At 65.0% G+C, this 20,907-nt stretch carries 25 protein-coding genes and 1 tRNA gene; 1 reads left to right on the top strand and 25 read right to left on the bottom strand.

What is annotated here, in order from left to right:
- Nucleotides 1-190: 190 nt before the first annotated feature.
- The 7 genes from OZ10_RS00440 to OZ10_RS00420 all read right to left on the bottom strand — a co-directional run bounded on the left by OZ10_RS00440 (nucleotide 191) and on the right by OZ10_RS00420 (nucleotide 4,474).
- On the bottom strand, nucleotides 191-553 hold the full coding sequence (locus OZ10_RS00440) for a response regulator (protein WP_039410960.1): 363 nt from the start codon (nucleotides 551-553) through the stop codon (nucleotides 191-193).
- Nucleotides 550-1,557: a sensor histidine kinase gene (locus OZ10_RS00435; RefSeq protein WP_039410958.1), complete on the bottom strand. Its 1,008-nt coding sequence runs from the start codon at nucleotides 1,555-1,557 to the stop codon at nucleotides 550-552. The genes OZ10_RS00440 and OZ10_RS00435 overlap by 4 nt, the downstream gene beginning before the upstream one ends.
- 860 nt (nucleotides 1,558-2,417) lie before the next feature.
- Nucleotides 2,418-2,630, bottom strand: a complete 213-nt coding sequence (locus OZ10_RS22465; RefSeq protein WP_158002152.1) for a hypothetical protein — start codon at nucleotides 2,628-2,630, stop codon at nucleotides 2,418-2,420.
- A complete protein-coding gene (locus tag OZ10_RS23090; protein WP_425511557.1) occupies nucleotides 2,579-2,956 on the bottom strand; it encodes a phage regulatory CII family protein in 378 nt (125 codons plus the stop codon). Before OZ10_RS23090 ends, OZ10_RS22465 begins: the two co-directional genes overlap by 52 nt.
- 161 nt (nucleotides 2,957-3,117) lie before the next feature.
- The gene (locus OZ10_RS00430) at nucleotides 3,118-3,354 is read right to left on the bottom strand and encodes a hypothetical protein (protein WP_039410956.1); all 237 of its coding nucleotides are present in this window, start codon (nucleotides 3,352-3,354) and stop codon (nucleotides 3,118-3,120) included.
- 101 nt (nucleotides 3,355-3,455) lie between these two features.
- A complete protein-coding gene (locus OZ10_RS00425; RefSeq protein ID WP_039410955.1) occupies nucleotides 3,456-3,911 on the bottom strand; it encodes an outer membrane lipoprotein in 456 nt (151 codons plus the stop codon).
- Nucleotides 3,908-4,474, bottom strand: coding sequence for a putative periplasmic lipoprotein (locus OZ10_RS00420; protein ID WP_039410997.1), 567 nt, complete (start codon nucleotides 4,472-4,474; stop codon nucleotides 3,908-3,910). The genes OZ10_RS00425 and OZ10_RS00420 overlap by 4 nt, the downstream gene beginning before the upstream one ends.
- 243 nt (nucleotides 4,475-4,717) lie before the next feature.
- On the opposite strand from OZ10_RS00420, the gene OZ10_RS22755 reads away from it, so the two are divergent.
- Nucleotides 4,718-4,858, top strand: coding sequence for a hypothetical protein (locus tag OZ10_RS22755; protein ID WP_228889212.1), 141 nt, complete (start codon nucleotides 4,718-4,720; stop codon nucleotides 4,856-4,858).
- A gap of 211 nt (nucleotides 4,859-5,069) precedes the next feature.
- Here OZ10_RS22755 and OZ10_RS00410 read toward each other — a convergent pair.
- The 18 genes from OZ10_RS00410 to aspS all read right to left on the bottom strand — a co-directional run.
- Nucleotides 5,070-5,145 (bottom strand) — tRNA-Lys (locus OZ10_RS00410).
- 46 nt (nucleotides 5,146-5,191) lie between these two features.
- The gene (gene queC, locus OZ10_RS00405; protein ID WP_039410953.1) at nucleotides 5,192-5,866 is read right to left on the bottom strand and encodes a 7-cyano-7-deazaguanine synthase QueC; all 675 of its coding nucleotides are present in this window, start codon (nucleotides 5,864-5,866) and stop codon (nucleotides 5,192-5,194) included.
- Between the two features lie 466 nt (nucleotides 5,867-6,332).
- Nucleotides 6,333-7,016: a 7-carboxy-7-deazaguanine synthase QueE gene (gene queE / locus OZ10_RS00400; protein WP_039410951.1), complete on the bottom strand. Its 684-nt coding sequence runs from the start codon at nucleotides 7,014-7,016 to the stop codon at nucleotides 6,333-6,335.
- A 42-nt stretch (nucleotides 7,017-7,058) separates the two neighbouring features.
- Nucleotides 7,059-7,877: a tol-pal system protein YbgF gene (gene ybgF / locus OZ10_RS00395; RefSeq protein WP_039563636.1), complete on the bottom strand. Its 819-nt coding sequence runs from the start codon at nucleotides 7,875-7,877 to the stop codon at nucleotides 7,059-7,061.
- Nucleotides 7,878-7,883: 6 nt separating this feature from the next.
- Nucleotides 7,884-8,402 (bottom strand): peptidoglycan-associated lipoprotein Pal, encoded by a 519-nt coding sequence (gene pal / locus OZ10_RS00390; protein ID WP_039563635.1) that lies wholly within the window; start codon nucleotides 8,400-8,402, stop codon nucleotides 7,884-7,886.
- 57 nt (nucleotides 8,403-8,459) lie between these two features.
- A complete protein-coding gene (gene tolB, locus OZ10_RS00385; RefSeq protein WP_039415540.1) occupies nucleotides 8,460-9,779 on the bottom strand; it encodes a Tol-Pal system beta propeller repeat protein TolB in 1,320 nt (439 codons plus the stop codon).
- Between the two features lie 264 nt (nucleotides 9,780-10,043).
- Nucleotides 10,044-11,084: a cell envelope integrity protein TolA gene (tolA, locus tag OZ10_RS00380; RefSeq protein WP_039415383.1), complete on the bottom strand. Its 1,041-nt coding sequence runs from the start codon at nucleotides 11,082-11,084 to the stop codon at nucleotides 10,044-10,046.
- A complete protein-coding gene (tolR, locus tag OZ10_RS00375) occupies nucleotides 11,074-11,523 on the bottom strand; it encodes a protein TolR (protein ID WP_039415386.1) in 450 nt (149 codons plus the stop codon). Before tolR ends, tolA begins: the two co-directional genes overlap by 11 nt.
- A 178-nt stretch (nucleotides 11,524-11,701) precedes the next feature.
- Entirely contained in the window at nucleotides 11,702-12,481 is a 780-nt protein-coding gene (tolQ, locus tag OZ10_RS00370) for a protein TolQ (RefSeq protein WP_039415390.1), read from the bottom strand.
- 11 nt (nucleotides 12,482-12,492) lie between these two features.
- The gene (gene ybgC / locus OZ10_RS00365; protein ID WP_039563634.1) at nucleotides 12,493-12,951 is read right to left on the bottom strand and encodes a tol-pal system-associated acyl-CoA thioesterase; all 459 of its coding nucleotides are present in this window, start codon (nucleotides 12,949-12,951) and stop codon (nucleotides 12,493-12,495) included.
- A gap of 52 nt (nucleotides 12,952-13,003) precedes the next feature.
- Nucleotides 13,004-14,044: a Holliday junction branch migration DNA helicase RuvB gene (gene ruvB / locus OZ10_RS00360; RefSeq protein WP_081419194.1), complete on the bottom strand. Its 1,041-nt coding sequence runs from the start codon at nucleotides 14,042-14,044 to the stop codon at nucleotides 13,004-13,006.
- Between the two features lie 156 nt (nucleotides 14,045-14,200).
- On the bottom strand, nucleotides 14,201-16,108 hold the full coding sequence (locus OZ10_RS00355; protein WP_039563631.1) for a potassium transporter Kup: 1,908 nt from the start codon (nucleotides 16,106-16,108) through the stop codon (nucleotides 14,201-14,203).
- Nucleotides 16,109-16,161: 53 nt separating this feature from the next.
- A complete protein-coding gene (gene ruvA / locus OZ10_RS00350; RefSeq protein ID WP_039413813.1) occupies nucleotides 16,162-16,746 on the bottom strand; it encodes a Holliday junction branch migration protein RuvA in 585 nt (194 codons plus the stop codon).
- 157 nt (nucleotides 16,747-16,903) lie between these two features.
- Nucleotides 16,904-17,428, bottom strand: coding sequence for a crossover junction endodeoxyribonuclease RuvC (ruvC, locus tag OZ10_RS00345; RefSeq protein WP_039563630.1), 525 nt, complete (start codon nucleotides 17,426-17,428; stop codon nucleotides 16,904-16,906).
- 130 nt (nucleotides 17,429-17,558) lie between these two features.
- Nucleotides 17,559-18,287 carry a YebC/PmpR family DNA-binding transcriptional regulator gene (locus OZ10_RS00340; RefSeq protein WP_039563629.1) on the bottom strand — a complete coding sequence of 243 codons (729 nt, stop codon included), beginning with the start codon at nucleotides 18,285-18,287 and terminating at the stop codon, nucleotides 17,559-17,561.
- Nucleotides 18,288-18,376: 89 nt separating this feature from the next.
- The gene (locus tag OZ10_RS00335; RefSeq protein ID WP_039563627.1) at nucleotides 18,377-19,054 is read right to left on the bottom strand and encodes an alpha/beta fold hydrolase; all 678 of its coding nucleotides are present in this window, start codon (nucleotides 19,052-19,054) and stop codon (nucleotides 18,377-18,379) included.
- 63 nt (nucleotides 19,055-19,117) lie between these two features.
- Nucleotides 19,118-19,645, bottom strand: a complete 528-nt coding sequence (locus OZ10_RS00330; RefSeq protein WP_039563626.1) for a GNAT family N-acetyltransferase — start codon at nucleotides 19,643-19,645, stop codon at nucleotides 19,118-19,120.
- A 195-nt stretch (nucleotides 19,646-19,840) separates the two neighbouring features.
- Nucleotides 19,841-20,907: aspartate--tRNA ligase (gene aspS / locus OZ10_RS00325; protein ID WP_039563624.1), on the bottom strand; the 1,067-nt coding region annotated here is incomplete at its 5' end.

Genomic DNA, 20,907 nt, shown 5'->3' with positions numbered 1-20,907 from the left:
GCTGCGGGCGTCGACAACACACCGGTGTCCAAGCGCCTTTCCGCCTGCACTCGGCGTGTGATCGGGCGCAGACGCAACTGCCAGCGATGATGCACGCTGGGAATGGCCTTACGCGCCGGCGCCTGAGTCGCTCTGATTCTCTACCGGGTCAGTGCGCGCACAGTCTTGATGTGCGTGCACGGCAACCCGATCACCCGACTTTGACGCCCTGCTCCAGTAGCGACAACGCCTGTTGCAGGTCACGGAACTGGAACGGCTTCTGCAGCCCATGCCGGTGCCGGAACTTCTCCGGGATTCCGCTCTGCGCATAGCCGGTCACGAAGATATACGGCACGCCGCGCGCATCCAGTTCTTCTGCAATGGGAAACGACAGCGTTCCGCCCAGGTTGACGTCCAGCACCGCCAGATCCAGGTGGCCTTGCTGCACGACCGCCAGTGCCGTATCGACGTCACCGACGGTCGCTGCGACTTCGTAGCCCAGCTCGGCCAGACAATCTTCCAGCAGCATCGCAACCAGCGATTCGTCTTCGACCAGCAACACGCGCATGGTCACGGCTGCACCTCGGCAAGCTCGACCGGCAATGGGATCGACACGCGGAAGCACACGCCGGCAGGTTCGAACGACAGGTCCACTTCGCCCTTGAGATCATGCTTCAAGCCGCGCTCCAACAGCCGCGAGCCGAAGCCCTTGCGCGTCGGCGGTTGCACGCGCGGCCCGCCGGACTCCTGCCAGACCAGCTCAAGCAGCGCCTGTCCATCGCGGACGTGGCGCTCCCACACGATCCGAACCGCACCATCGGACGAGGACAGCGCACCGTACTTCAGCGCGTTGGTGCACAGCTCGTGCAGCGCCATCGACAATGCCAGTGCGCGCCGCGGATCGAGACGGCAGGACTCGCCCTGCAGGGTGAAGCGCTGGCTGTCGCGCGATTCGTAGAGCGTCGCCGCATCGCGGGTAAGTTCCAGAATATCGGCACTGACCCAGTTTTCCCGCGTCAGCGTATCGTGCGCACGCGACAGCGCCAGCAGGCGCGCATCGATCTTCTCCTGTGCATCGGCCAGGCTGTCGGCATTGTTGAATGACTGCCGCGCCAGCGACTGCACCATCACCAGCGAATTCTTGACCCGATGGTTGAGCTCGTTGATCAACAGCTGCAGGTGTTGCTCGTGCTGTTTGTGTTCGGTGATGTCGCGCGTGGCGCCGGCAATGGCCTCCACTTCTCCATCTGGCCCGAAAACCGGCGTAAAGATGTAATCGTAGATCCGCAATCCCTTGACCGTATGCGGAAATGGCACTTCGCCACGCAGCGGCTGGCCGGTTGCGATGACGCGCTCGATTTCTTCATCGTGCATCGCGGCATGCCAGGGCTCATACCCGATCTCCAGGCAGGTCTTTCCGCATGCCTCTTCCCAGCGCATGCCCCACATCGTCAGCAATGCCTGATTGGCGTAGACGAAACGGTGCTGGGTGTCGAACACATATAAAAGGTCCGGCGTTGCCTGCAACAAGGCCTCGTAGATACGAGACTTTGCGGCGTCTTCCTGGTGCTCGGCCATTTACGTCGTGGTCCTGAAGTTGGACGGCACAATAATGCGATTGCCGTGAACGCTTGATCATGCCTATATCTGCATCAAAGTGGGCCGACGTACCAAGCCTTATCCTGACTAATATGCTTTTATCGTTATACCAATGCAGTTCGCCCTGAATAAGCGGACTCAACAAATCGATCTGGTCCATGCGACGCGGCATCTGTGCGCGACACCCTGCAGCGACATGACGCCTTGTCGCACCGTGCGCGCAACCTCGCTCAGCCTTCGATACCAGATACGCGACATGCGCGAGTTTGACCCAAAGCATGTGGCCAACGCGGCATTGCTTCATCAACACGACCCGATCCACGCCGGGGGCGCTCGGGGTGGTCACTCAACTTGCCGACTCGCCAACCGCATTCGCCCATTTCATCGAATGCAATTACCCGGGCCACCCTGTCTTATCTGCCTCAAACAAATCCTCGCGACAGATAGGGTGTTGCCATACGCGAATCAGCGAGGCGCCGTTCTTCGCGACATCGTTGCGCCGGACTAATCGCATCGCCCGCATGCAGCCTTCAGCGTGCGATGTCGATTGGGCTCGGCCGGCGACCGCCGCTCTGGCGCCGCCGAAGCAGCCGTGCTCTGAATGCCCGAATAACCCACTATTTAAGGCAAAGCCATCGTCATATGAGCGACTTATCCGCGCCGTAGCCTCGCGCCCGGATTCAGTGTCTCCACCCACTCACCAGTGGTCGCCCAGATGAAAACAGCGCTTGGTCGTCTAGAAACGTCTTTCAGAACGTCATCCTGTTCGGCGTCTTGATGTCCGCTACGTTGGCCACCGCGGCCTCTGCGACATCGTTGCATACCGTCTCCCGTACCGATCAGATGAGGTCATTCAAAACCGGCGGGCCGAGCAGATCCGAAGTCTTCCATCGGCAATGGGCAGAAGGCGCAGCGCAATGCCGTGAGTCCTTTCCACAGACCACCTCGGTGCAGCTGAGCCGGGTCGACAGCCGCGCGATCAATGCAAGGACGTTCCAGGTCACCGGAAGGTGGATCTGCAGGGGTTGATGTGCGGTCTGGTCGGTGTCCATTTCCTGGGCGTCGCCGCATGCCACCGCACTCGCGGCGGCTTCGTTCGGCGTGATCCGGTCGTCCGCGATCGACTCGCTGATAATCTGGCCAGCGTGCCCTTGGCGGACGATTCCAGCAGCAGAGCTGACAGCATGTTGCCGCTGGAAGGCGTCTCGTGCGCTGCAGCGTGTCGCCGTGTTCGGCGGCCAGCGCGCCGATCATCGCCGGCCACGCCTATGATCTGGGTGACCTCGGCCAACGTCAGGTGGTGCGTGCATGTGTTCGGGCTAACCTTGTTGCACAGCACCGCATCGGATAAGGCCTGTTCGCGGCCGTCGTCCTTCATGGTGATCAGGCATTTGGCCAGGGCCGCGCTCTCGGGGCGAACGGTTGGGACACTTCATCGACACCGCCCTTCCACGAAGGAGCTGACTTTTGAGGGCCACCTTTTGCGGCTGCTCGAGCGCCATGTGCCGAGACCGCTCGCGCCGCTAAGTCATACTTGGGCTACTTGCTGCTCAAAGGGTGGACGGCCTGCGAGGCTGGCTGTCCCGCTCCGTCCAGCCGCTGAGCGATAAAGTGCAGCTGCTGCGACATTGTTGCCAGCGCGGTATTCGTCTTGCGCTGCTCAGCCAGCAGTTGCCCCAGTAGCGGCTTGATGCCAAACACGGCGAACGGCACCAACAGCCACAACACTGACAATACGAGCCCGAAGATTGCAGCTGCGAGGTAAATGAATTCCATGATTCAGCCTTGAATTGGGATGCTGTAAAAGCTCATCCGGAAGCAGGCTAACGCGCGCCAGCCCCGGCGGCCCTTTGCTTTATGGGGTCAGGTGCTGCCGATCAGTTGCGAGGATCGGCGATCAGCCTGGACGGCGAGCCGTACAGAACGAGCACGCGGGCGCCAGCTGCGAAGGCTGGCGTCGCGCCCTGCACTACGGTCATCAGTGACCCGTTCTCGGTCTGGACGACATACTCTATGCCATCGGCCCGCGAGCCCGAGCGCTCCGCTGCAGCGCCCACGATGGTCCCTGCTACCAGGCCGCCAACTGCCCCAACGGCATTGGCCCGACCACTGCCGCCCACCGATGACCCTGCAATGCCGCCTGCTGCCGCGCCCGCCGCGGCGCCGCCACCCTGGGTGCCATCGATCGAAACAGCGCGCGCACTGATCACCGTACCCGCCACCGTTCGGTTCACCTGGCCTACCGAGCCGACTGAATAACTGTCGGTGCGCACATTCGGTGCGCACCCGGCCACTGCGGCCACAAGGATGGCCGCGACGATGAGCGGCTTCACGGCGTCGCCTGGTTGCTGGGGAACATCGGCTTGCTCGCGTCCACCGTTTCCAGAGCCTGCAGGAACTGCGCAATGTTGTTCTGGGCGGAGCGGCTGACCGACTCACGAGCGCGAATGACACCAGCAAACGCGTACGTCGCCGGTACCGTCCCTGAGGCGCTCACGTCCTGCGTGTACACGATGCTACCGTTTGCTCGGTCGATCAGCTCGTAGCGAGCGATCGTCTTGGTGGTCATAGACGCCCCAAACGCGGGTATGTCGATCGCTAGGATCTTTACCGACAAGCTCAACTTGCGCGGCGCGTCGTCGCGGAAGATCGCCATTCGATTAAGCGCCTCCGTTAGGGCGTTCTGCCACATCTGTGGAACTTCGTGCTGAGCCTCAGGTGGCACCTTGCCCTTCGCCTCGTCCGGCCGCGCCAGCGTCACGGTGAGGGACTTCAGTTCGGCATCGATCTTCTTACTGCTGACGCCTACACCCGGCACCGAGAAGTTGAGCGGCGGATTGGCCGCACAGCCCGAGAGCGCCACGATCACGATCGCAGCGGCGAGTAGCTTCTTCATTCCATTCCCCTGTTGCATTGCATCCATCACGGCATGGGGCCGTATCCCTACAGCTAGCCCAATAGTAACAAGGGCTTGTTTGCCGCGGGCGATCCGAGAAAGGAGCTCGCTTAACTATTCGCGCCCCTATTTCCAGGGACAATTAGCGACTTATCTTCCCGTCGCCCCAGTAACACGGCATTGCGCCGCGGGGCACGGAGGCGAAGAACATGGAATGCGTCGCTTTCGACAAGTCTGCAAAGCATGGAGCGCAAGCGTACGCACTCGGTGCGCAGCACGCGACTGCTGGTGGACAACAACGGGATGCCGATCGGCCGCGACGCGCTAAGGTATCGATTCGATCAGGCCCGGCTCGCCGCGGGCATCGTCAAGGCCGATTTTTAGTTCCGGGATCTGCGCGCCAAGGCGGGCACGGACAAGGCCGATGCGAGTGGCGACATGCGGCAGGCACAGGCGCAGCTGGGCCACAAAAACATCACGATGACGGAGCACTACGTGCGAAAGTGCCGCGGCGCGCGCACCACTCCAACGCGATAATTGCGGAGCGGATGCAGGATTGCGGAGCGTGAGGTTAGGCTGAAAGCCTTGCTGTATATGGTGGGCCGTGATGGATTCGAACCATCGACCAAAAGATTAAAAGTCTTCTGCTCTACCGACTGAGCTAACGGCCCATTGCCCGACTGTGCGTCGGGGTGCGCATTCTACCCTACACCGGCGTCAAGACGAAATCGCGTAGTGCGTGGGATCCTGAACCCCCGCGTCGGCGAAGCCGGCTGCGCGTAGCCGGCAGGCGTCGCAGTGGCCGCAGGCACGTCCGTCGGCATCGGCGCGGTAGCAGGACACGGTCAGCCCGAAATCCACGCCCAGGCGCACGCCTTCGCGCACGATGTCGGCCTTGCTGAGGAACTGCAGCGGGGCGTGGACGCGCAAGCCTACACCTTCCACACCGGCCTTGGTGGCTAGATTGGCGAGCACTTCGAAGGCGCGGACGAACTCGGGTCGGCAGTCCGGATAGCCGGAGTAGTCCACGGCATTGACGCCGCAGAACAGGTCGTTGGCACCCACCACTTCGGCCCAGCCAAGCGCCAGCGACAGCATGATGGTATTGCGTGCGGGCACGTAGGTGACCGGAATCCCCTCGCCGCCTGCATCGGGCACCTCGATGTCGTCGGTCAGCGCCGAGCCGCCGATGCTGCGCAGGTCCACATCGACCACCTTGTGCGCCGCCACGCCCTGCGCCGCCGCCACCCGTGCGGCCGCATCCAGCTCGGAGGTATGGCGCTGACCGTAGCGCACGCTCAGCGCGTAGACGACAAAGCCCTGCTCCTGCGCGAGCGCAATGACGGCGGCAGAATCCATGCCTCCGGACAACAACACGACAGCTTTTTTCATGACTAATCAGACGATGACAACAGAAAGGGAAGGCTAGCAGGCTCGGTCCGCGATGGGTTAACGCAGCCGATGGCGCCGACGACGTTTGACCGTCTGGTCGATGACGCGCCCCCATCCCGTCGCGACCATCCAGACGCATCGAACCGACTGGTAGCGACAACGCTTACCGCGCGGTCCCGCGCCCAGGCAGGAGTGCAGCGGCATCGAGAGGCGACGCCATGGCCAGCAGCCAGAAGGCTCGGTAGACGGCGCGCCGATCCAGGCAGCCAGAAGGCTCGGTAGACGGCGCGCCGATCCAGCGAGCGTCGCGCCGACGCGGCAGATGCTGTCCGCCACCCCGCAAAGGACAGACCTGCACACGCCCTGATCCATGGCGGTCATGCGGACTCGATCATCCGGACCCAAGAACCATGTGAACGTGAGGATCAGGAACCGACGCTCCCGACCCTCGCCGCGTGATCGGGCATCAGCGCCCCGGCTCGTCGTTCCAGAGAATCTTGTGCAACTGCATCTGGAAGCGCACCGGCACCCGATCGGCCACGATCCAGTCGGCCAGCTGGCGTGGCGTCACCTCGCTCTTGCTTGGCGAAAACCACACCGTGCAGCGGCGATCCAGCGCATGGGCCGCCACGATCTCGCGCGACCAATCGTAGTCGGCGCGGCTGCAGATCACGAACTTGATCTGGTCCCGTGCCGTCAGCAATGCCAAGTTGTCCCAGCGGTTGCGATGCGCTTCACCGGATGCCGGCGTCTTGATGTCGACCACCCGCGAAACGCGCGCATCGACCTCGGACACATCCAGCGCACCGGAGGTTTCCAGCGAGACATCAAAGCCGGCATCGCAGAGCTTCTGCAGCAGCACCAGGCAGCGCTTCTGCGCCAGCGGCTCTCCCCCGGTGACGCAGACGTGGCGAACGCCGTGGCTTGCAACGTCGGCAACGATCGCGTCGATGTCATGCCACTGCCCGCCATGGAAGGCGTAGGCCGTGTCGCAATACTGGCAGCGCAACGGACAGCCGGTCAGGCGTACGAACACGGTCGGCCAGCCGGCCGTCTCGGCTTCGCCCTGCAGGGACAGGAAGATTTCGGTGATCTTCAATCGCGGCAGTTGCGATTGGACGATCTCGCTGGGGACGGCGGCGGCGTTCATGGGCAAGGTATGCGCCGCGCCAATCGGCGACGACGCGCGGGCTCAGCGCAGCTGCTGGCCGAGACGGATGGATTGCAGACGTTCCTGCGCGACGCGCGCGGCATCGGAACCGGGATACTGCGCCACGACCTGTTGCAAGGTCTGCTGGGCTTCGTTGTTCTTGCCTTCGCCATATTGCGACAGGCCAAGCTTCAACAGACCGCCGGCCGCCTTGTCATGCGTGGGATAGCGGCTGACGAGATCGCGGAACTGCGCCTCGGCCAGCTGGAAATTGCGGGTGGCGTAATAACTCTCACCCAGCCAGTACAAAGCATTGGGGGTGTAGACGCCATTGGGGTAGAGCTCCAGGAAGCTCAGGAACAGCTGTGATGCATCGTCGTACTTGCCGTTCTTCAGTGCATCGAACGCCACGTTATAGGCCGTGCGCTCGTCATTGCTGACGGCCAGGGTGCCTGGGTCGCCATGCACGCTCGGCGGCTTCTCGGAGGTAGCCGCCGTTGCAGGCCGCGCGGCCGGAGCCGGGGCTGGGGTGACGCTGCCGGTGGCAGGAGGCAGCGGGGGCGTTGCGCCACCTGCACCTTCCAGCCGGTTCAGACGTCCGTCCAGGTCCAGATACTGGTCCTTGGACTGCTGCTTGAGTTGCTCGTTGTCGTGCTGCAGCTGTTCAACGGTCGCGCGCAACGCCTGCAGGTCGGAACGCGCCTGCTGCAGTTGATTGAGCAGATCGTTGTTGGCCTGACTGTTGGCCTGCTGCTGCTCGAGCACCGCCACACGATCAGCGAGACTTGCTCGCTGGGCGTGAGCCGGCGCGGCGACCACAAGGGCCGCCGCGACGAACAGGGATGTCACTCGAAAGCGCATCGCTTCTTACTGAGCCGTGTACACGATTTCGACGCGACGGTTCTGCGACCAGCAGCTTTCGCTGGTTTCGGTGCAGACCGGACGCTCTTCGCCGTAGCTGACGACGGTCAGCTGGCTGGCCGAACCACCGGCAGCCTGCAGTGAGGAGGACACGGCATTGCCGCGGCGCTCGCCCAGGCCCATGTTGTACTCGCGCGAACCGCGCTCGTCAGCATTGCCCTGCAGGGTGATGCGCGAGGAGGGACGGTCACGCAGGTACTTGGCGTGGCACGCCATGATGGCCTGGAATTCCGGCTTCAGGGAGTCCTGATCCAGATCGAAGTAGACAACGCGCTGACGCAGGCAGGCATCGGTATCCAGGTCGCCCGGGCCGTACAGGCCAGAGGTGGCCGGGCCGGTCGGAACGGAGGAGCCAGCGGTGGTGTCGGTCGGAGCAGGCGGAGTTTCCTTCACCTTCTTCGAGCAACCAGCCAGCACGGCAACGGACAGCAGGGAGACAAGCAAGACGCGGGTGGACTTGTTCATGGGATACCTATGGAGGCTCTGGGCCAATGAGTGGTTTAACGCAGCGAAATATTAACATTAATGCGCGGTTCGGTAAGGCCCCCAAGCAGGTTCTCTCACATCACCGTCGGCCAGAACCAGGCGCTGGCGGACCCGAGCGTCGGCGGACACCGCATAAAGGACGCCACGACCACCCTCACGTGCCGCATACAACACCATGCTGGCGTTCGGCGCGAAGCTCGGCGACTCGTCCAGCGACCCCGGCGAGAGCGTGCTCCAGCTGGGCGAACCCAAGCTGCGGTCCATCATGGCAATGCGGTAGCTGTTGCCACTGCCCTGCGCCACGGCGATCTTCTTGCCGTCGAACGACACGCTGGCAGTCGCGTTGTAGTTGCCCTGGAAGGTCACGCGGTTGGCGCTGCCGCCGCTGGCGGCCACCTGGTAGATCTGCGGGCGACCGCCGCGATCGGAGGTGAAATAGATGCTGCCGCCATCCGGCGCCCAGGTCGGCTCGGTGTCGATGCCGAAGTGGTTGGTCAGCTGGGTCAGCTGCTTGCTGCCCAGATCCATCACATAGATCTCAGGGTTGCCACTGCGCGACAGGGCCAGGGCCAGGCGACGGCCGTCGGGCGAGAACGCCGGTGCGCCGTTGATGCCGCGGAAGCTGGACACCAGCTCACGGGCGCCGGTGGCGATGTCCTGCAGATAGATCGACGAATTGCCGCGCTCGAAGCTCACATACGCAAGCTTCTTGCCGTCCGGGCTCCAGTTCGGCGACAGCAGCGGTTCGGCAGAACGCACGATGGTCTGCGGGTTGTAGCCGTCCGAATCGGCCACCATCAGCGCATAGCGCATGGCGCCACCCTTGCCGCTGGCGGTGACGTAGGCGATGCGGGTCCAGAACGCGCCGCGCACGCCGGTGATCTTTTCGTAGATCGCATCGGCCATCTGGTGCGAAACATCGCGCATCGCGTTGGCACGTGCGGTCATCGCCAGGCCGAGCAGGCGCTCGCCCTTGGCCACGTCGAACAGTTCGTATTCGACGCGATACGCGCCCTCGCCTGCGTCCATCACGCGGCCGACGACGATGTAGTTCTGCTTCAGGGTGCGCCAGGTCGGGAACTGCACCTCGGTCCCGCGGGTCGGCTTTTCCACGATCTGGGCAGCCGGCAAGGTGCGGAACTGGCCGGAGCGATCCAGGTCGGCACCGACTACGGCGGACACGTCGGTCTGCGGCGCAGCGCCGGAGCCCTGATACGGCATGGGGATGATCGCGATCGGCGTGGCCGAGGCGCTACCGCCCACGATATCGATGGTAAGACCCTGCTGCTGCGCGAGCGCGCTCAGCGGCAACAACAGGGCGGTCAGGGCAGCTAGCCAACGCAGCGGTTTTTTCATGGACGGCTCGGATCGGGCAGGAAAAGTGGGCAAGGGATACCAATCAGCGAGTGAACATACTCGCAATCGTGAACGAGACAACGTGAAAATGGAGCGATTGATCGTGTAGCGAATTGGGTGGCACTGCCGGCCAATCGCCGGTGCGCAGCAACTGCGCCACTGCCTGGCGGCGGCGGTCACGCGTACACCGGCTCCGACGGCCCTGCCGTCGTCGCCGGGCTGCAGCGCGCGCAGGCAGCCGCGGCCCGGCCAGTACCGACGCGTTTACTGGTCCTGCGCGGTGAACACGAAGGTCAGATTGCGCTGGAACACCGATTCGAAGCCACGGTACGGCAGCGGTTGCGCACTCAATACCGCGGCTTCGATCGAACGCTGGCCGGCCTCGTCATACGGGCAGCCTGGCGCGACCTTTGCCTCCATCACGCTGCCACCGGGCAACTGGCGGATGTTGATGGTGCACTTCTGACCCGGCGGCACCGACGGCGGGCGCACCCACTGGGCCAGCACCTTCTGCTGGATCGCCGCGGCGTACTTGGCCGATAAATCGGTACTGGTACCGCCCTGCCCCGCGGTCGGCTGCGCGCTGGACGCCGCGGCCGCGGACGCCTGCTGGGCGCGCGCGGCAGCCACCTGACGCAGCTTCTGTTCGGCCAGTGCCGCTTCCTTGGTGGCCTGCTCGCGCTGCCGGCGGATGTCGGCAATCTTCTTTTCGCGCTCGGCATCGGCGGCCGCCTGCTGCGCGGCGGCCTGCTTCTTCTTGGCGTCGGCCTCTTCCTGCTGCTTGGCCAGGCGCAATTTCTGCTCGGCCTCTTCCTGGCGCTTGCGCTCGGTCAGGTCGATCTGCTCCTGGCGGCGCTTGGCTTCCTGCTCCTGCTTGGCCTTTTCGGCGGAAATGGCCAATGCGTCGACCTTCTCCTGGTCCACCTTGTCCGGCTGGGCCACGCGTTCCTGCGCCTGCGCCTGCTGCGGCGTGGGCGCGTCCTGCGGGCGCGGCTCGGGAATCGGCTGCGGTGGCGGCACGGTGTCTTCCGGCGCGGGCTCGGGCAATGGTGCCGGCGGAGGCGGCGCTTCCACCGGCGTGGCCTTCAACGCCTGGCGCGCGACGCGCGCCTCCGCGGCAGAGACATCCAGCGAGGCTTCCATGCTGGGGTCGCCCGCGGCCGGCTCGACCGAGCGTTCGGGCGACCACAGCCAGCCGGCGATGAACACCAGCGCGACCAGAATGTGCACGACCAGGGCCAGCATGACCGGTCGCAGCCAGCCATCCTCGCGCGCGCCTTGGGTCGGGAGTGCGTCAGCGTGCATCGCTGCCTGCAGTGCCGCCGGAGTCGGAGATCAGGCCGACCTTCTCGACCTTGGCCTGCTTGAGCACGTCGATGGCGTCCATGATCTTCTGGTACGGCGCGGCGCGATCGCCGGCCACGACCACGCGCGCGTCCTTGTCCTGCGCCACGATGGCGGCCAACTGCGCCTGCAGGGCAGCGACATCCATCGCCTGCGGCTTGCCCTTGGGCAGCTGCAATGCAAGCTGGCCATCGGCGGCGACCACCACCACGATCGGGTCCTGCTTGCTCTCCAGCGCCTTGGCGCGCGAGCTCGGCAGGCTGACATCTGTACTCAGGGTCAACAACGGTGCGGTCACCATGAAGATGATCAGCAGCACCAGCATCACGTCGATGTACGGCACGACGTTGATGTCGGATTTGAGCTTGCGCTTCTTACGGCGGGAAATACCGGAGATCATCGCGAAACGTTCCTAATTAATCCCTCGCACATGCATGTGCGATCTGTCGCGAGTGGCTCGCTAGTGCAGGCCGATGCGCACGTCCGTGGGCTGACTTGCGCGCGGCGGGCTCCACCCACTGCGGCGCGGCGCCCATGGCCGGATGCGCGAACCGTCACAGGCTTGCAAGGCGCGCGCATTACTCGTCCGCGCCGGCCTGGCGCTGCAGGATGGAGCTGAACTCGTCGGCGAAGGTCTCGTAGCGCACCGACAGCCGTTCCACGCGCGTGGTGAAGCGGTTGTAGGCCCACACGGCCGGGATCGCCACGAACAGGCCGATGGCGGTGGCGAACAGGGCTTCGGAGATGCCCGGTGCCACCGCTGCGATACCGGCCTGCTCGCCGCTGCTGACCATGTCGTGCATGGTCACCATGATGCCGAACACGGTGCCGACCAGGCCGACGTAGGGCGCAGTGGAACCGATGTTGGCCAGCAGTTCGAGATTGCGCTCGAGCTGGTCGACCTCACGGGTGAAGGCGGTACGCATGGCGCGCTGTGCGCCTTCCAGCTGCACGCGTGCGTCCAGGCGGCGGCGGTCGCGCAACCGCGAGAACTCGCGGAAGCCGCTCTCGAACATCGATTCCAGGCCGCCGACAGTGCGGTTGCGGTCGGTCGCCGACGCGTACAGCTTGGCCAGGTCGGCACCGGACCAGAAGCGGTTTTCAAATTCATCGGCCTCGCGGTTGGCCTGCTTGAACGCGCGCGCCTTGCGAAAAATGATGACCCAGCTGATGAACGAGCCGATCAACAGCAACAGCACGATGATCTTCACCGGGATACTGGCCCGCAGGATCAGATCCACGTAGTTGATGCTGCTGTTGTGCGCCGCCGTGGCGGTTTGCGCCGCGGCCGCGGTGACGTCCTGCGGTAGTGCTTCCACTACCGTGTCCTGCAGGGCCAGGAGCAATGCAATCGACATCCGTTCGTTCCTCAGTAATCGGATTCTGTGGTTTCTAGAGCTTTCAACACGTCGTATACCGCATCGTCCATGCCGCGCGGGCGGAAGTCGCTGGCAGCGAGTGCGGCAATCCGCACCTCGGCCGTCAGCAGCACTTCGCCTTCGCGGCGGACCGACTGCGCAAACTGCAGGCTGGCCCGTCTGCATTTCAACAACACCGCCGACACTGACAGCGCGTCGTCGAGCCGGGCCGGCTTGAGGAAATCCAGTTGCATCGAGCGGACCGCAAACACCAGACCGTGGTCCTGGCGCATCAGTTCCTGCCCGTAACCGGCCGCGCGCATCCACTCGGTGCGCGCACGTTCCAGGAAGGCGACGTAGCGCGCGTGGTAGACCACCCCGCCGGCGTCGGTATCTTCCCAGTAGACGCGTGTCGGCCAACTGAATACAGGCGGGGATTCGGGATTCGGGATGACGGGATTGGTGGTCATGGGCACCGATTGTTGGTCGAGACGGCCGCGGCTGGCGACGAACGGAGCGCCATCAAAACAGGTCTCCCGGTTCACCGATGCCTGCGGCGCGGTCGCGTGGCGGCTTCAGGCCCAGGTGCAGATAGGCCTTGGTGGTGACCATGCGGCCACGCGCGGTGCGGATCAGGAAGCCCTGCTGGATCAGGTAGGGCTCGATCACGTCTTCCAGCGTGCCGCGCTCTTCCGACAGCGAGGCGGCCAGCGATTCCACGCCGACCGGGCCGCCATCGAAATGCTCGACGATGGTGCGCAGCATACGGCGGTCGAGCTCATCGAAGCCTTCCGGGTCCACTTTCAGCATCTGCATGGCGGCCTGCGCCACCGGCAGATCGATGTGGCCGGCCGCCTTGACCTGGGCGTAGTCGCGCACCCGGCGCAGCAGGCGGTTGGCAATCCGCGGGGTGCCGCGGGCGCGGCGCGCGATTTCGGCGGCGCCCTCGGGTGTGCAGTCGATGCCCAAGATCGCGGCCGAGCGGATCACGATGCGGGTCAGCTCCTGGGGCGAATAAAACTCCAGGCGTTGCACGATGCCGAAGCGGTCGCGCAACGGCGCGGTCAACAGGCCGGCACGCGTGGTGGCGCCGATCAGGGTAAACGGCGGCAGGTCGATCTTGATCGAGCGCGCAGCCGGGCCGTCGCCGATCATGATGTCGATCTGGAAATCTTCCATCGCCGGGTACAGCACTTCCTCCACCACCGGCGACAGGCGATGGATCTCGTCGATGAACAACACATCGTGCGGCTGCAGGTTGGTCAGCAGCGCCGCAAGATCGCCGGCCTTCTCGATCACCGGGCCGGACGTCACCCGCAGGCTCACGCCCAGCTCGTTGGCGATCACATGGCTGAGCGTGGTCTTGCCGAGCCCGGGCGGGCCGAAGATCAGCACATGGTCCATGGCCTCGCCGCGCGCCTTGGCGGCCTGGATGTAGATCTCCATCTGCTCGCGCACCGGCTGCTGGCCGAGATAGTCGGCCAGGCGCTTGGGACGGATGCTCGCATCGGCGGCTTCGTCCTCGCGGGTGGAGCTGCCGGCGATGATGCGCTGGTCCATCAGCGGGACCCGGGACCGGGGACCGGGGACCCGGCAAGCGCATGGCGTGCGATTGCGGGCGGGGCAGCGGAGGACAGGAAAGAAATCATGATCCGGCAATTGTAGAAGACTGCAGCCCGCTTTTACCGGTCCCCGGCCCCGGGTCCCGGGTCCCGGCATTTAAATCTCCACCTGCGCGCCGAGCTCCACCAGGCGATTGCCCGGGATGCGGAAGAAACCGGTGGCCGGCGCGGCATTGCGATGCATCAGCGCGAACAGCTTGTCGCGCCAGATCGGCATGCCGCGGTTGGCGCTGGCCACGATGGTCTCGCGGCTGGCGAAGAAGGTGGTGTCCATCGGATCGAAATGGATGCCGCCCTGGTCGCAGGAGCGCATCAATGCCAGCGGCACGTCTGGCGTCTCCATGAAGCCGAAGCGCACGTAGACGCGGTAGAACTCGTCGCCGATCGATTCGATCTGCAGGCGCTTGTCCACCGGCGCATACGGAATCGGCAAGGTATCGACGTTGAGGAAGATGTTGCGCTCGTGCAGCACCTTGTTGTGCTTGAGGTTATGCATGAGTGCATGCGGCACCACCATCGGGTCGGCAGTCAGGAACACCGCCATGCCCGGCACGCGCGCCGGCGGGGCCAGCATCAGGCCCGGCAGGAAGCTGTCGATGCGGATACCGTCCTTGCGGATTTCCTCGCGCAGCAGCGCGCGGCCGCGGCGCCAGGTACGCATCAGGGTGAACACCACGATGCCCAGCGCGAGCGGGAACCAGGCACCCTGCAGCAGCTTGGCGCCGTTGGCGATCACGAAGGCCAGTTCGATGATGAAGAACACCACGCACAGCGGCAGCACCCAGTTGCGCCAGCGCGGCCATAGCGCGCGGGCGACCAGGGCCAGCAGCAGGGTGTCGATCAGCATGGTCATCGACACCGAGATGCCGTAGGCCACCGCCAGATTGGTGGAGCTGCGGAAGATCAGCACCAGCGCGATCACCATCACCATCAGCAGCCAGTTGATGCCGGGCACGTAGATCTGGCCGATGGTGTCGCGCGAGGTGTGCTTGATCAGCATGCGCGGGATGTAGCCCAGCTGCATGGCCTGACGGGCCACCGAATAGGCGCCGGTGATCACCGCCTGCGAGGCGATCACCGCCGCCAGCGTGGCCAGGATGATCATCGGGTACAACGCCCAGCCAGGCACCGCTTCAAAAAACGGGTTCTTCAGCGCGGACGGGTGATTGAGCACCAGCGCGCCCTGGCCCAGGTAATTGAGCAGCAGCATCGGCAGCACGAAGAAATACCAGCCGTGGCGGATCGGCTTCGCGCCGAAGTGCCCCATGTCCGCGTACAGCGCCTCGCCGCCGGTCACCGCCAGCACCACCGCGCCGAGGATGAACACCCCGTGCCAGCCGTGCTCGATGAAGAAGCGGATCGCCCACCACGGATTGAAGGCCTTCATCACCTCCGGTGCATCGACGATGTTCCAGGCGCCGATCGCGCCCAGCGACAGGAACCACAGGCAGGTGATCGGGCCGAACACCTTGCCCACGGTCTCTGTGCCGAAACGCTGCACCATGAACACGATCAGCAGCACCACCACGGTGATCGGCACGATGAAGGGATGCAGGCTGGGCGCGGCGATTTCCAGGCCTTCCACCGCGCCCATCACCGAGATGGCCGGGGTGATCACGCCGTCACCGAAGAACAGCGAGGCGCCGAAGATGCCGAGGATGCCCACCACATACGCCGAACGCGACCCCTGCTTGAGGGTGCGCTGGGTCAGCGCCATCAACGCCATGATGCCGCCCTCGCCCTCGTTGTCGGCGCGCATGATGATGGTGACGTACTTGAGCGTCACCGTAATCATCAGTGCCCAGAACGCCAGCGACAGCACCCCCAGCACCGTGTCGTGGTCGCTGCTCAGCCCGTAGTGCGGCGAAAACGCCTCTTTCAGGGTGTACAGCGGGCTGGTACCGATATCGCCGAACACGACGCCGATGGCGCCGATGACCAAGGCCATATGGCTGTTGGCGGGCGCGTGGCCGTGGCCCGCTGCAGGGGTGGAGGTCTGTGACATGGGTTGGCAGGGTATCGCCGAAGGGCGTGAAGAATGGGAAAGGTCGAGGCTGCTTAACGCAGCGCGGCCTGCAGAGCCTTGCGAATGACCATGGCGACGTCGTCGCCTTCCGCCCCGGCCTCGCGTGCCATGCGTGTGGCCTCGGCCGGCTTGTAACCCAGCTGCTGCAAGGCCACCGTGGCTTCGGACACCGCATCCGGGCCGAGCTGGCCGGTGATCGGCGCACCGCTGCTGAAGTCGGCCGCGCGGTCGCGCAGCTCCACCACCATGCGCTCGGCTGTCTTCTTGCCGATGCCGGGGATGCGCGTGAGCGCGGTGATGTCGCCGCTGGTGATCAGGCGGGCGAACTCGTCCACGCTGACTCCGGACAGCACTGCCAGCGCGATCTTGGCGCCGATGCCGGTGACCTTCTGCACGTCGCGGAACAGCCGCCGCTCGCCTTCGCGCAGGAAGCCGTACAGCGCCACGCTGTCTTCCTTCTGCGCGTAATGGGTAAACAGGATGACGTCGCGACCGACGTCGGGCAGGTCATAGAAGGTGCTCATCGGCGCCTCCAGCTCGTAGCCCACCCCGCCCACGTCGATCACCAGCCACGGTGGCTGCTTGTAGGCCAGGATCCCGCGCAGACGGCCGATCATTGGGCACCGCCGGGGCGGTGCCGGGATTGGGCATTCGGGATTGGGGATTGGTTATTTCCCGCGCGGCCGTTACGGACTGCCGCGTACAGCCCGATCAGCTCAGCACAGGCGGACCCGCTTTTGCGAATCCCCAATCCCGACTCCCGAATCCCGATTCTCATTTCTTGCGGCTCCAGGCCTGTTGCGTATTGACGCCCAGACGTTGCGCGGTGGCGCGGACGTGGGCGTGAGTGATGGCGACCGCCAGTGCGTCGGCAGCGTCGGGCTGCAGCTTGCCTTTCAGGTTGAGCATGATGCCGACCATGTGCTGCACCTGCACCTTGTCCGCACCGCCCTTGCCGACCAGCGCCAGCTTGATTTCGGTGGCAGCGTACTCGTGCACCGGCAGGTCGCGCATGACGACCGCGCAGATCGCCGCGCCACGTGCATGGCCAAGCTTGAGCGCCGAATCGGCGCTCTTGCCCATGAACACCTTCTCGATCGCTACCTCGTCCGGCCGGTAGGTCTCGATCAGCTCACCCAGCCCGTGCAGCAGGCGCTTGAGCCGCTGCGCAAAGTCGCCCTCGCCCAGCAACACCAGCGGGGCGTGGTAGACATGTCGGCTGCGCCCGCCCTCGTCGATATCGATGATGCCGATGCCGGTGCGCTGCGAGCCGGGATCGATGCCCAGGATGCGGGTCATTGAGCGGCCGGGAATTGGGAGTCGGGAATCGGGAATGGGTAAAGCGGCCTACTGGCGTGCTCGACATTGCCGAGCGATGCAGGATGCTGCTGTTTCGATTCCCGATTCTCCATTCCCGATTCCCGGCGCCTCAGGCGCCAAGCGCCGCTTGATCGACGTTCGAATACACGTCCTGGACGTCGTCCAGGTCTTCGAGCATGTCGAGCAGCTTGCGCACCTGCACGGCGGTGTCGCCGTCCACGGCGATGTCGTTGTCGGCGCGGAAGGTGATTTCGGCATGCGCCGGTTCCAGCCCGGCAGCGACCAGGGCGTCCTTGACCTGGGCAAAGGCGTCCGGGGCGGTCAGCACGTCGATGGCGCCGTCTTCCGGGTACACCACCACGTCGTCGGCGCCGGCCTCGATGGCGGCATCGGTGAGGGTGTCCTCGTCGGCGCCGGCGGCAAAGCTCAGCACGCCCAGGCGCTTGAACATGAAGGCCACCGAGCCATCGGTGCCCATGTTGCCGCCGCACTTGCTGAAGGCGTGGCGCACGTCGGCCACGGTGCGCACGCGGTTGTCGGTCAGGCAGTCCACGATCACCGCCACGCCGCCGGGCGCATAGCCCTCGTAGCGCACTTCTTCGTACTCCACCCCTTCCAGCTCGCCGGTGGACTTCTTGATGGCGCGCTCGATCACGTCCTTGGACATGTTCGCCGACAACCCTTTGTCCATGGCGGTGCGCAGACGCGGATTATTGGAAGGATCGCCGCCGCCGGCGCGGGCGGCCACGCTGATCTCGCGGATGATCTTGGTGAACATCTTGCCGCGTTTGGCGTCGGAGGCGTTCTTGCGGCCTTCGATCGAGGGGCCTCTACCCATGGGTGGTTCCAGACTGGCTTGGATGACAGGGCGCGGATTTTACCTGATTGCCCGCCCGCACCGGGGCGCCGACATGCGCCAGCGGATGTTCAAGCCGCAAAGTGGCCGTTGCGCAGGAAGGCCAGGGCTTGCCGGGCCGCCTCGGGTGAGCGCAACAAGCCGCTGTGACTGGCCTGCACCACGCAATGGTCGCGCAGGCCGGGCAGGCGGGTTTCGGCCAGCGCAACGGTGCCGTCGGAGCCGGCGTCCAGTGGCGCCAGCCAGCGGCCGACGCCGCGTGGCACGCAGCCGGCCACCTGGCCGATCTCGGCCGGCCCGTCCCAACGGCTAAAACCGTGCTGCAACAGCGCGGCGCTGCGGCCCATGGCCCATACGCAGCCATGCCGGGCCAGGCTGCGCGCGGCGGCACTGCCGCGCAGCGGCGAGCCAAGACAGACCACTCGACGCACCGGCAGATCGGGCGCGTCCTGCAACGCCTGCAGGGCCACCAGGCCGCCGAGGCTATGGCAGATCAACAGTTGTGCACGGCTGGCGCGCAGCCTTGCGATCAATTGCGGCACTGCCTGCGCCGGACCGCCGAACACGCTGGCATAGCCGAACACTGCAGGCGCCAGTCCCTCGCCCCGCAGCCGCCGGGCCAGCGGCAGCAGCCAGTGCGCGGTGTTCCAGATGCCGTGGACCAGCAGCACGTCGGCGGTGGCGGTGGTCGCCGGCTTGCGCGAGGCGCGCCTGGCTGCACCTGGAAATGCAGCGGCCGCGCCGGGCATCAGCGCGATTGCCTGCAGGTGGCACGCAATCGCCGGGCAAGTGCGGACGGTGCCGGCATGCCGTCAATCGGCTGCAACCAGCGGCCTGCGACGCAGGATGTATTCGCGATCCACAACTTTGCCAACCGGAAAATCGTACTCCCCCACTTTTTCGAAACCGTAGCGCGCATAGAAACGCTGCGCGCCGAAGTTCTCTGACCACACGCCGATCCACAGGGTGCGCGGGCCGTCGCGCTCCAGCCACTCCAGTGCGGTTTCGAACAGCCGGCTGCCCCAACCGCTGTTCTGGTAGTCCTTCAGCAGATACAGCCGCTTGAGCTCTCCATCGCCTGGGCGCACGTCGTCATGCGGAAGCCCGCAGGGGCCGGCGGCGGCATGGCCAACCAACAGGTTGTCCATCTCCAGCAACCAGATCGCGTAGTCCGGATGCGCCAGCACGATGCGCGCGCGCTCGACCGCATACGTTTCTTCGAGAAAACCACGCAGGTCGTCTTCTGGATACAGATGCCCGAAGGTTTCGGTAAAGGTCTGTGCGGCCAACAGCGACAGCGCTTCGGCATCGTCCGGTGTGGCGCGGCGAATGCGGGTCATGCGGGCCTCTCGTACCGGATGGGACGTGGCAGCTTCTCGCATGCGGCGGCGCCGCTGCAAGTGGGGGAATCGGGAATCGGCAGATGCGGCGCTTGAGCGCGGCGCACGGATGGGTCGCCACTACTTCGCCAAGGTCGTTGGCGCCTGGCAGGGCAACACGGCCACGCGCGGGGCGGGGCCGTGCTTGCACGCGGGTCAGGCCTGCTTGGGGCGCACCTGCACGTGCACCTCGGCCAGCTGTTCGGCGGCGATCGGCGACGGGGCGTCGGTCATCAGGTCCTGTGCGCCGGTGGTCTTGGGGAACGGGATCACGTCGCGGATGGATTCGGTGCCGGCCATCAGCGCAGCGATGCGATCGATACCGAAGGCGATGCCGCCGTGCGGCGGTGCGCCGTAGTTCAGGGCATCCAGCAGGAAGCCGAACTTGGCGCGCGCTTCTTCGGCGCCGATGCCGAGCAGCTCGAACACTGCGCTCTGCATGTCCGGGCGATGGATACGGATCGAGCCGCCGCCGATTTCATTGCCGTTGAGCACCATGTCGTAGCCACGCGACACCGCGGTGCGGGCATTGGCGCGCAGGTCGGCGATATCGTCCACCGCCGGTGCGGTGAAGGGGTGATGCAAGGCGACGTAACGCTGCGCCTCGTCGTCCCATTCGAACATCGGGAAATCGGTGACCCACAGCGGCGCCCAGCCATCGGCGACCAGGTTGAACTCCTTGCCGGCCTTCAGGCGCAACGCGCCCATGAAATCGGACACGGTGTTGTAGCCGCCGGCACCGAAGAACACGATGTCGCCATTACCGGCGCCGACGTGCTTGAGCAGCGCGGCAAACGCGTCTTCGGAAAAGAACTTGGCGATCGGCGAGCTGACCTCGCCGGTCTCCGAAAGCTTGATGTAGGCCAGGCCCTTGGCGCCGTACTTGGCGGCATGCGCGGCATATTCGTCGATCTGCTTGCGCGACAGCGTGGCGCCACCGGGGATGCGCAACGCGGCAACGCGGCCGTCGGCATCGTTGGCGGCGGCGGTGAACACCGGGAATTCGCTGGACTTGACCAGCTCGGCCACATCGACCAATTCCAGATCGATGCGCAGGTCCGGTTTGTCCGAGCCATAGCGGCGCATCGCCTCGGCCCAGGTCATGCGCGGGAACTGCGCCGCCAGCTCGACGTCCACCACTTCCTTGAAGATGGCGCGGATCATGTCCTCGACGAAATCCTGCACGTCGCGTTCGCGCACGAAGGCGAACTCCATGTCGAGCT

The organism is Xanthomonas cannabis pv. cannabis (assembly GCF_000802365.1).
Classification (GTDB): Bacteria; Pseudomonadota; Gammaproteobacteria; order Xanthomonadales; family Xanthomonadaceae; genus Xanthomonas; species Xanthomonas cannabis.
The sequence above is the reverse complement of the archived record's forward strand: the minus strand, read 5'-3'. Positions and strand labels throughout refer to the sequence as shown.

Coding starts and splice junctions, on each gene's coding strand:
- OZ10_RS00420 (WP_039410997.1), bottom strand. CDS start 4,474: ATGAAGAAGCTACTCGCCGCTGCGATCGTGATCGTGGCGCTCTCGGGC.
- OZ10_RS00355 (WP_039563631.1), bottom strand. CDS start 16,108: ATGTCACAGACCTCCACCCCTGCAGCGGGCCACGGCCACGCGCCCGCC.
- tolR (WP_039415386.1), bottom strand. CDS start 11,523: ATGATCTCCGGTATTTCCCGCCGTAAGAAGCGCAAGCTCAAATCCGAC.
- OZ10_RS00435 (WP_039410958.1), bottom strand. CDS start 1,557: ATGGCCGAGCACCAGGAAGACGCCGCAAAGTCTCGTATCTACGAGGCC.
- OZ10_RS23090 (WP_425511557.1), bottom strand. CDS start 2,956: ATGAAGGACGACGGCCGCGAACAGGCCTTATCCGATGCGGTGCTGTGC.
- OZ10_RS00335 (WP_039563627.1), bottom strand. CDS start 19,054: ATGCCCGGCGCGGCCGCTGCATTTCCAGGTGCAGCCAGGCGCGCCTCG.
- ybgC (WP_039563634.1), bottom strand. CDS start 12,951: ATGACCACCAATCCCGTCATCCCGAATCCCGAATCCCCGCCTGTATTC.
- tolQ (WP_039415390.1), bottom strand. CDS start 12,481: ATGTCGATTGCATTGCTCCTGGCCCTGCAGGACACGGTAGTGGAAGCA.
- queC (WP_039410953.1), bottom strand. CDS start 5,866: ATGAAAAAAGCTGTCGTGTTGTTGTCCGGAGGCATGGATTCTGCCGCC.
- ruvA (WP_039413813.1), bottom strand. CDS start 16,746: ATGATCGGCCGTCTGCGCGGGATCCTGGCCTACAAGCAGCCACCGTGG.
- OZ10_RS22465 (WP_158002152.1), bottom strand. CDS start 2,630: ATGGACACCGACCAGACCGCACATCAACCCCTGCAGATCCACCTTCCG.
- ybgF (WP_039563636.1), bottom strand. CDS start 7,877: ATGCGCTTTCGAGTGACATCCCTGTTCGTCGCGGCGGCCCTTGTGGTC.
- ruvC (WP_039563630.1), bottom strand. CDS start 17,428: ATGACCCGCATCCTGGGCATCGATCCCGGCTCGCAGCGCACCGGCATC.
- tolA (WP_039415383.1), bottom strand. CDS start 11,084: ATGCACGCTGACGCACTCCCGACCCAAGGCGCGCGCGAGGATGGCTGG.
- tolB (WP_039415540.1), bottom strand. CDS start 9,779: ATGAAAAAACCGCTGCGTTGGCTAGCTGCCCTGACCGCCCTGTTGTTG.
- OZ10_RS00430 (WP_039410956.1), bottom strand. CDS start 3,354: ATGGAATTCATTTACCTCGCAGCTGCAATCTTCGGGCTCGTATTGTCA.
- OZ10_RS22755 (WP_228889212.1), top strand. CDS start 4,718: ATGGAGCGCAAGCGTACGCACTCGGTGCGCAGCACGCGACTGCTGGTG.
- OZ10_RS00330 (WP_039563626.1), bottom strand. CDS start 19,645: ATGACCCGCATTCGCCGCGCCACACCGGACGATGCCGAAGCGCTGTCG.
- queE (WP_039410951.1), bottom strand. CDS start 7,016: ATGAACGCCGCCGCCGTCCCCAGCGAGATCGTCCAATCGCAACTGCCG.
- pal (WP_039563635.1), bottom strand. CDS start 8,402: ATGAACAAGTCCACCCGCGTCTTGCTTGTCTCCCTGCTGTCCGTTGCC.
- OZ10_RS00340 (WP_039563629.1), bottom strand. CDS start 18,287: ATGGGTAGAGGCCCCTCGATCGAAGGCCGCAAGAACGCCTCCGACGCC.